Source organism: Stenotrophomonas sp. (assembly GCF_031995405.1).
Lineage (GTDB): Bacteria > Pseudomonadota > Gammaproteobacteria > Xanthomonadales > Xanthomonadaceae > Stenotrophomonas.
In genome coordinates this window covers 24,631-33,158 of record NZ_DAMAGC010000018.1, presented here as the reverse complement: position 1 = coordinate 33,158, position 8,528 = coordinate 24,631, and the positions used below count along the sequence as shown (strand labels likewise).

8 protein-coding genes are annotated in these 8,528 nt (G+C 68.4%); 6 read left to right on the top strand and 2 right to left on the bottom strand.

The features are described from left to right. From RTO53_RS05060 to RTO53_RS05040, 5 genes are all read left to right on the top strand, one after another. On the top strand, nucleotides 1-2,534 hold a 2,534-nt coding region (locus RTO53_RS05060; RefSeq protein WP_312236784.1), incomplete at its 5' end, for a fimbria/pilus outer membrane usher protein. Beyond that, nucleotides 2,531-3,625 (top strand): fimbrial protein, encoded by a 1,095-nt coding sequence (locus RTO53_RS05055; RefSeq protein WP_312236783.1) that lies wholly within the window; start codon nucleotides 2,531-2,533, stop codon nucleotides 3,623-3,625. The genes RTO53_RS05060 and RTO53_RS05055, both read left to right, overlap by 4 nt. Then, nucleotides 3,622-4,137 carry a fimbrial protein gene (locus RTO53_RS05050; RefSeq protein ID WP_312236782.1) on the top strand — a complete coding sequence of 172 codons (516 nt, stop codon included), beginning with the start codon at nucleotides 3,622-3,624 and terminating at the stop codon, nucleotides 4,135-4,137. The genes RTO53_RS05055 and RTO53_RS05050 overlap by 4 nt, the downstream gene beginning before the upstream one ends. Before the next feature lie 8 nt (nucleotides 4,138-4,145). Then, nucleotides 4,146-4,628 carry a hypothetical protein gene (locus RTO53_RS05045; RefSeq protein WP_312236781.1) on the top strand — a complete coding sequence of 161 codons (483 nt, stop codon included), beginning with the start codon at nucleotides 4,146-4,148 and terminating at the stop codon, nucleotides 4,626-4,628. A 43-nt stretch (nucleotides 4,629-4,671) separates the two neighbouring features. Beyond that, on the top strand, nucleotides 4,672-5,151 hold the full coding sequence (locus RTO53_RS05040; protein ID WP_312236780.1) for a fimbrial protein: 480 nt from the start codon (nucleotides 4,672-4,674) through the stop codon (nucleotides 5,149-5,151). Between the two features lie 46 nt (nucleotides 5,152-5,197). Here RTO53_RS05040 and RTO53_RS05035 read toward each other — a convergent pair whose 3' ends face one another. Next, the gene (locus RTO53_RS05035) at nucleotides 5,198-5,866 is read right to left on the bottom strand and encodes an SMI1/KNR4 family protein (RefSeq protein ID WP_312236779.1); all 669 of its coding nucleotides are present in this window, start codon (nucleotides 5,864-5,866) and stop codon (nucleotides 5,198-5,200) included. A 69-nt stretch (nucleotides 5,867-5,935) separates the two neighbouring features. After that, nucleotides 5,936-6,826, bottom strand: a complete 891-nt coding sequence (locus tag RTO53_RS05030) for a LysR family transcriptional regulator (protein ID WP_312236778.1) — start codon at nucleotides 6,824-6,826, stop codon at nucleotides 5,936-5,938. A 107-nt stretch (nucleotides 6,827-6,933) separates the two neighbouring features. Between RTO53_RS05030 and RTO53_RS05025 the strand changes: the two genes are divergently transcribed. Then, entirely contained in the window at nucleotides 6,934-7,992 is a 1,059-nt protein-coding gene (locus RTO53_RS05025; protein ID WP_312236777.1) for an NAD(P)-dependent alcohol dehydrogenase, read from the top strand. Nucleotides 7,993-8,528: the final 536 nt, after the last annotated feature.

The following is an 8,528-nucleotide window of genomic DNA, read 5'->3' as shown; positions in this document are numbered from 1 at the left end:
TGGCGCGCTTCGGTCGCAGCGGCTACGTCGCACCGGGAACCTACCGCGGTGATGTGGTGATGAACCAGCAGTGGCGCGCGCGCACGGACATCGTCTACGTCGACGACCCCGACCAGGGCGACGCACAGCCCTGCTTCAGCGCCGAGGCGCTGCGGCGCTATGGCGTGGACCTGGAGCACCTGCAGGACGACCCGGTCGATACGCCGCGCAAGCCGATCCCGGCCGGTTCGTTCTGCGGGCCACTGGGCGATTACATTCCCGGGGCGACGGCGACCTTCGATGCCGGCAACCAGGTGCTGCGCCTGTCGGTGCCGCAGATCCACACCCTGCGCCACGCCCGTGGCCAGGTCGACGTCGCGCAGTGGGACGCGGGCATCCCGGCCGCGGTGCTGGGTTACACCACCAACCTGTATCGCAGCGCAGGCAACGGCACCGGCCAGCTCAGCGGCTACCTGGGGTTGAACGGCTCCCTGCACGCGCGCGGCTGGCAGTTCAGTCACCAGGGCGCGCTGGGCTGGAGCGAACACGGCCACGCCCGCTATCGCAGCAGCGCGGCCTACCTGCAGCACGACGTGCCCGCCTGGCAGGCGCAACTGGTGGTGGGCGACACTTTCACCTCTGGCGAACTGTTCGACAGCATCCGCATGCGCGGTGCGCGCCTGTCCAGCGATGACCGCATGCTGCCGCAGTCGCTGCGCGGCTTTGCACCGGTGGTGCGCGGCATCGCCGATACCAACGCACGCGTGGTGATCCGTCAGCGCGGCACCTTGATCCACGAAACCAGCGTCGCGGCCGGCCCATTTTCGATCGATGATCTGTACCCGACCGGCTACGGCGGTGACCTCGACGTGGAGATCACCGAAGCCGACGGCCGGGTCAAACGCTACAGCGTGCCGTTTTCGGCGGTCACCCAGCTGCTGCGCCCCGGCCAGAACCGCTGGAGCATCACCGCTGGCCGCGTGGCCGATCCGGATCGCCGTAACCCGCCCGACATCCTGCAGGCCACCTACCAGCGTGGGCTCGGCAATGCGCTCACCGGCTACACCGGTGCGATCGCAGGCAGCGGCTACCAGGCCGCGCTGGCCGGTGCCGCACTCAACACGCGCAGTGGCGCGTACGCGTTCGACCTGACCCGCGCCAGCACCCGCATCGGCTCCGAGCCCGCCCGCCACGGCGCGAGCATGCGGCTGAGCTACAACAAGAATTTCGTCGGCACCGGCACCGATCTCGCCATGGCCGCCTACCGCTACTCCACCAGCGGCTTTGTCAGCCTGCAGGACATGTCGTTGATGCGCGACGCGCAGGCGCGCGGCGAAGGCAGCGCCATCGTGGCGCGCCAGCGCAACCGCATGGATATCAGCGTCAACCAGTCGCTCGGCGCGCGCGCCGGCCAGCTGTACCTGATCGGCGCGCAGCGCAGTTTCTGGGGCGATGTCGGCCGCCAGCTGGATTTCACCGCCGGCTACAGCAACCAGTGGCGCGCCATGAGCTATGGCCTGTCGGTGCAACGCACCCGCGACAGTCTGCTGCCGTGGCAGGCCGACGGCCTGCGCGACAGCATTCCCGGCACGGTCCCGGCCACCGCGCCTGCGCTGCGCAACGAGCGCAGCGACACGCGCCTGTACTTCACGCTCAGCGTGCCGCTTGGCCGAGCGCCGCGCGCACCGGCGCTGACGGCGCTGGTCAATCGTTCGCAGCAGGGCGGCAGCACGACCCGGCTGGCGGTCAGCGGCACGGGCGGCAACGAGGACCGGTTGAGCTGGGGCGCGGGCCTGTCGCGCGCGGCGTCCGCCACTGCGCTGGACCTGCATGGCCAGTACGCGGGCCAGCACGGGCAACTCACCGCCAACGCCAGCCATGGCCCCGGTTACCGCCAGTTCGGTGCCGGCATGTCCGGCGGGATGGTGCTGCACGCAGGGGGACTGACCCTGTCGCCGCCGCTGGGCGATACCGTCGGACTGGTGCATGCACCTGGCGCGGCGGGCGCGCGGGTGGAGAACGGACAAAGCACGCGGATCGATGCGCGTGGCTACGCCATCGTTCCCTATCTGATCCCGTACCAGCTCAACGACATCGCGCTGGATCCACGCGGCGCCGGCATGGGCGTGACCTTCAAGGAAACCAACCGCCGGGTCGTGCCTCGCGCGGGCGCAGTGGTGCGGCTGGACTACGACAGCAGTGCGGGACGCGCGGTCATCATCGAGACCACGCTCAATGACGGGCGCGCCATTCCTTTTGGCGCGGACGTGCTCGACGCGCAGGGCCAGGTGGTCGGCGTCGCCGGACAGGGAAGCCGGCTGTTCCTCAACGGGCTGCACCGCTCCGGGGACGTCAGCGTGCGCTGGGGCGACGGCCTGCAGGATCGCTGCCAGGTCCGGGTGACCCTGCACAAGGACCCTGCGCCACCGCGGGGTGGCTACGAAACCCTCCAGGCCGTCTGCGAACAGGGGCCGGCGCCGACCGCCGCCGCACACCCCACGCAGCGGCCTTCCTCCTCCAGCAGTGAACGCCTGCAGGACACCGGTACCCCATGAGCCCGCATTTCCGTTCCGTCCTCGCCTCCGCCGCAGTGCTGGCGCTGCTCGGCCTGCTATGGGCCTCGCCGGCGCAGGCAGGCCGCTGCAGCTACCTGCCCGAGTTTCCCGCTGCGTTGCGCTTCAGCGTGCCGATCACCGGCACCATCACCGTCGGTCGCGACCTGCCCATCGGGGCGGAGATCTACCGGCGCAGCTTCTCCACCACCCGCGATTTTACCGTGGCCTGCGACCGCGCGGCCTATACCTACAACCGTGCCTACAGCGCCACGCCGTACCCGTTGTCGAGCTACACCCATCCCACCTATGGCGCGCGCATCTACACCACCGCCGTGCCCGGCATCGGTGCCGCCGTGCTGATCGGCCCCGGCACCACGGCGCTGCCGGTACAGAACGCGGTGGATTACAGCGCCGCTCCCGGCAACCCACGCATCTCGCTGTTCGCCGATACGCAGTACATCCTGGTGCTGTTCAAGACCGCTGCCACCGTCGGCGCCGGCAGCATCCAGGGCAGCGGCCTGCCTTCGCCCTGGTTCAACGTGCAGGGCGACAACCGGCTGGACCTGCTGCAGGCGCAGTTCACCGGACAGATCAACATCGTCTCGCGCACCTGCAGCACGCCGGATGTGCCGGTGAATCTGGGCACGCACCCGATGACCGCGCTGGCCGGCGTCGGCACGGGTACCGCATGGGTGGATGTGCCGGTACGGCTCAATAACTGCCCGGCCTTCCATGCGCGCAGCCTGTCGGGCACCTACAACGACCGAGGCCAGGCAACGCAGGGCGGCGTGGCCAACACCCTGCAGTACCGGGTGGATCCAGTCACTGCGATCGTCAACGCGGCCCAGTCGGTGATGGCCCTGCAGCCGGATGGGGTCAACCAGACCGCCACCGGCATCGGCATCCAGGTCGGTACGGGCACGCTGGTGCCGGTCGGCTTCGGTACGCCGCGCAACGCTGGGCTGCCGCTGAACCAGGTCGACGGTTCCAGCTACACCCTGCTGCTGAAGGCACGCTACTACCAGACCGGCGCGACGCCCACGTCGGGCCAGGCCAATGGCGCGGCCACCATCACGCTGGTGTACCAGTGAACGCGCGTACCGTCCGTTGCATGCGGATGCTCGCGCTGTCGGCCGGCGCGCTGGGCGCGGGCAGCGTGGCTGCCGCCGACCTGACCGTGCGCTTCACCGGCCGTTTCCAACCGGGCACCTGCGCCTTCTCGGTGACCGACGCCGACCTTGGCAGCTACCCGTCCAGCACGTTCACCGGCAGCACCAGCACCGGCTGGCGTCGGCTGACGATCACCCGAAGCGCCTGTACCTCGGACATCACCGTGGTGCACCTGCGCGCCAACGGCACCGCCAGCGCCGACAACAGCCAGTACTTCGCCGCACGCACGGCCAGCGGATCGCTTACCGGTATCGCCATCGAGCTGGGCAACCTGAGCAGTCAACGCATGGTGCCCAACAGCACCGCGTTCGACTGGGCCGCCGGTGCCGGCACCGCCACCTATCAACTGCAGGCGCGCTTCGTACAGACCCGCGCCGGGGTCAGCGCCGGCCAGGTCCGCACCCCGATCACGCTGCAGTTCACCTACAACTGAGGATTTCCATGACGTACGCCCGCTATTGCCTGTCCGCGGCACTGCTGCTTGCCGCTGCCACCACCGCACACGCCCAGTCGGTGACCTTCAATCTCACCGGCGAGATACTGCCGGGCGTCTGCCAGTTCACCGCCAGCGATGTTGACCTGGGTACGTACTACGCCACCGATTTCACCGGTGCCTACGCCGGTTCCTGGGTCAACGTCCCCATCCAGGTCACCCGCTGCGATCCGTTGATCACCCGCATCGCCATGCGCATCACCGGCCTGGCCGATACCGCCCAGGCGTCGTACTTCCGTGGCCTGGCCGGGGTCGGTATCGAAGTCCAGCAGGGCACCACCAACGCGGCCGTGGTGCCGGCGGGCACCACGCTGCCGTACACCACCACCACCGGTACCTATCTGCTGCGTGCCCGGCTGCGTCAGTCCGCCGCCAGCGTGGCTGCCGGCAGGATCAGCTCGCCGGTGACGGTCACGCTGTCCTACAACTGAGCGCATGGCGATGGTGTCATCAGCCTTCCGCCGTGTTGCCGCCATGGCCTGCGTACTCGCAGCCGCGCCGGTACAGGCAACCGACTTCAATCTGACCGGTGAAGTGATGATCGGTACCTGCGACTGGTCACTGGGCAGCGCGGATCGGCTGGTGGTGCTCGATCCTGTCGCTGCCAGCCAGCTGCCTGCATCGGGCGGGGCGCGCTACGTCGGCTTCGAGCTGAACCTGCAGGGATGCGCGGCTGCGGTGCGACAGGCAACCTTCGGCTTCAGCGGCAGCCCGGATCCGGCTGAACCGACCGTGTTCCGCAATACCGGCGATGCCGCCGGCGTGGCGGTGGTGCTGGTCTCGGAAGACGATCGCGTCATCGCAGCGGACGGCTCGGACAGCGAACGCAGCGTCGGTGTGACCGGACAGGCGGTGCGCCTACGCCTGCGCGCCGGCTACTGGCGTCTTGCCGGGCAGACACCGGGCGTCGGCAGCGTGGCCGCGACGGCGACGGTCACTTTGCGCTACGACTAGGCCGTCCACCACACGCACGCTGCACCGGTTGCACGCCCTGCTTCGCTCACTCCGGCACGTAGCCGAATGACGTCCCCATCCCATCGAAACCGATGCTGCGCTGGATCAGCGCGGCTGCCGCGTCTTCGCCAACACCGCCGGTGTGCATGGCCGGGCTGGCGTACAGTTCGTGCAACGCCTGCACCTGTTCGGCGCGCAGATAGGGGCGGTGCGAAGCCAGCCAGTGCTGCAGGTTGTCGACCACATCGCCCTGCTCAAGCAGGCTGCCCTCGAGATCGGCGACCGCATCGACCATCATCCGGAAGATGAAATCCTGCAGGTTGTTCGCCAGCAGGTCCACGCGGTCATCGTCGTGCCACAGCAGCACCACGCGCGCCTCGTCCGGCGCGGTCGGATCGCGCCAGAAGCAGTAGTAATCGCCGGCACCGGTGCTGCCGAAGGGCAACAGCTGCAGACCCTCGCGCAGGCGCACGTGGCTGTCCGCATCGGTGAACTGTTCGGCATGGCCCACGATATCGGCCGGCGCGATCAGCTCGAATTCGCGCGCGTACAGCAGCAACGGCGGACGCGCGCGCAGCGTCTGGAACACGGTGGTGACCCAGCCGTGGCAGACTGCGCCCCAGTCCAGCATCTGCTCCCGATGCAGCGTGTGGTAGAGCGCAGGGAAGCGCTGGTCGAGCTGTTGTTCGATGTCGTGCGGCGTTTGGAGGGTCATGCCACGGTGCATCCGATGCGGCGGGCAAGCGTGCCACCGCCGGCGTCACCTCGGCAACCGCCGCGCGCATCACGCCGTGGCCCGCACCATGTCCACGAACGCGCGCAGCGCCGACGACATCTGCCGCTGCCGCGGGTAATACAACACGAAGCCCGGGAAAGGCTCGGCCCAGTCTTCCAGCACCGCCACCAGCCGCCCGTCATCCAGGTACGGGCGCGCCGAATCTTCCAGCACGTACGCCAGGCCCAGCCCGTCGATCACCGCCTGCAGGATGGTGTGCTGGTCGCCCAGGGTGAGCCGGCCGGGCACGTCCACCTCCAGTTCCTGGCCATCGCGCTCGAACTGCCATTTGTACAGATGGCCGCTGGCGAAGCGGAAACGCACGCACTCGTGCTGGGCCAGTTCGCGCGGGTGGCGCGGTGCCGGCCGGCGCGCGAGGTAGGACGGCGCACCCACGATCAGGCCGCGCAGTGGCGGCCCCAATGGCACGGCGACCATGTCCTCGGGCACCGACTCGTGCAGGCGCACGCCGGCATCGAAACCGCTGGCGACGATATCCACCAGGCCATCGTCCTGGGCCAGCTCGATGCGGACGTCCGGGTGGGCCTGCAGGAAGCGCGCCAGGCGCGGGCCCAGCTGGGTCTGCACGGCGGCGCGGGTGGCGTTGATGCGCAGCAGGCCGGCCGGGGCGGCGCGGAAGTGGTTCATTTCTTCCAGCGCGTCGTGCACCTGCTCCAGCGCCGGCTGCAGGCGCTCGAGCAGGCGCTGGCCGGCCTCGGTCAGGGCCACGCTGCGGGTGGTGCGGTGGAACAGGCCCACGCCCAGCCGCTCTTCCAGCGCGCGAATCGCATAGCTCACCGCCGAGGTCGACAAGGCCAGCTCGGCACCGGCCCGGCGGAAGTTGCGGTGCCGGGCCACGGCAGCGAAGGCCGCCAGGTGAGTCAGGTTGTCAGTGGCCACGATTGTGCAGTCTGCCTTGATGAATCATGCCGATATATTGACTGTATACGCACAGGATGCGGGCGTATTGTAAAGCGCCTTTCTACAAAACCTGCCAAGGATTCCCTATGTCCCTCGCCCATGGTTATGCCGTCCACGACCAGACCGCACCGCTGGTGCCGTTCTCCTTCGAGCGCCGCCCGGTGGCTGCCGGCGATGTCCGCATCCAGATCCTGTACAGCGGCATCTGCCACTCCGACCTGCACCAGGCCCGCGACGACTGGGGCAACTCCAAGTTCCCGATGGTCCCCGGCCACGAGATCATCGGCCGGGTGACCGAGGTCGGTGCCGGCGTGACCGGCTTCAAGGTCGGCGATTTCGCCGGCGTCGGCTGCATGGTCGATTCCTGCCGCCATTGCGCGGCCTGCGATGAAGATCTGGAGCAGTACTGCGAGAAGGGCGCAACCTTCACCTACAACAGCACCGAACGCGACAGCGGCCAGCCGACCTTCGGCGGTTACTCCGACCATATCGTGGTGGAGCAGCGCTTCGTGGTGAAGGTGTCCGAGAAGCTGGACCTGAAGGCCGCCGCGCCGCTGCTGTGCGCCGGCATCACCACCTATTCGCCGTTGCGCCACTGGAAGGTCGGCCCCGGCCAGAAGGTGGGCATCATCGGCCTGGGTGGCCTGGGCCACATGGGCGTGAAGTTCGCCAAGGCGATGGGCGCCACCGTGGTGATGATCACCACCACCCCGGAAAAGGGTGCCGATGCCAAGCGTCTGGGCGCCGATGAGGTGCTGGTCTCGCGCGATCCGGCGCAGATGCAGGCGCACGCCGGCAGCTTCGATTTCCTGCTCAACACCATCCCGGTCAGCCACGACACCAACCCGTACATGTCCCTGCTCAAGCGTGATGCGACGATGTGTCTGGTGGGCGTGCTGACCGAGCTGGATCCGCCGCTGATGGGCGCTGCGATGATGTTCGGCCGCAAGCACATCACCGGTTCGGCGATTGGTGGCATGGCCGAAACGCAGGAGATGATGGACTTCTGTGCCGAGCACAACATCGTCAGCGACGTGGAAGTGATCGACATCAAGACCGTCAACGAGGCCTGGGAGCGCATGGCGAAGAACGACGTGCGCTACCGCTTCGTGATCGACATGGCCACGCTGGAAAAGGCGGCCTGATCCTCCTGCGTTGGCATGAAGAAAACCCCGGCATTGCCGGGGTTTTTTATTTCCCAAGGGTGGGAAGCGTCATGCTCCCAGGGCCGCAGCAGATGGGCCAGTGGTTTGCCGTGGCAGTCAGGCATCGTGTCGATCCAAGCGCGTCTTCGATCGAGTCTGTCGCGCGCGTTGGGCCCCCGTAGCGACCGGTAGGCTCCTGGCGTAGTGTCCCCCGGCCGCAAGCGGCCTCCTCCTTTATTTTGCCCAGGAGCCTACCGGCCGCCACGGGGCTGGCTTGCGGTGCGCAGACGGGAACCCCGCTCTTTCTGCAGGCAGTTGGTGGGTCGGGCGCTGGGCCGGGCGCTGGGCCCGCATGCCCTTGGAGGCGAAATAAAGGAGGAGGTGGCGGCCGCAGGCCGACGCCGGGGGACATTCGCCGGAAAGGGCATGGGGGCCCAGCGTCCGACCCACCGACTACAGCTGGAGGCGAAACAAAGGAGGCGGTGGCGGCCGCAGGCCGACGCCGGGGGACATTCGCCGGAAAGGGCATGGGGGCC

Excerpts from the sequence above, each read along its gene's own strand:
- RTO53_RS05055 (WP_312236783.1), top strand. The coding sequence starts at position 2,531 with ATGAGCCCGCATTTCCGTTCCGTCCTCGCCTCCGCCGCAGTGCTGGCG.
- RTO53_RS05025 (WP_312236777.1), top strand. The coding sequence starts at position 6,934 with ATGTCCCTCGCCCATGGTTATGCCGTCCACGACCAGACCGCACCGCTG.
- RTO53_RS05040 (WP_312236780.1), top strand. The coding sequence starts at position 4,672 with ATGGCCTGCGTACTCGCAGCCGCGCCGGTACAGGCAACCGACTTCAAT.
- RTO53_RS05035 (WP_312236779.1), bottom strand. The coding sequence starts at position 5,866 with ATGACCCTCCAAACGCCGCACGACATCGAACAACAGCTCGACCAGCGC.
- RTO53_RS05045 (WP_312236781.1), top strand. The coding sequence starts at position 4,146 with ATGACGTACGCCCGCTATTGCCTGTCCGCGGCACTGCTGCTTGCCGCT.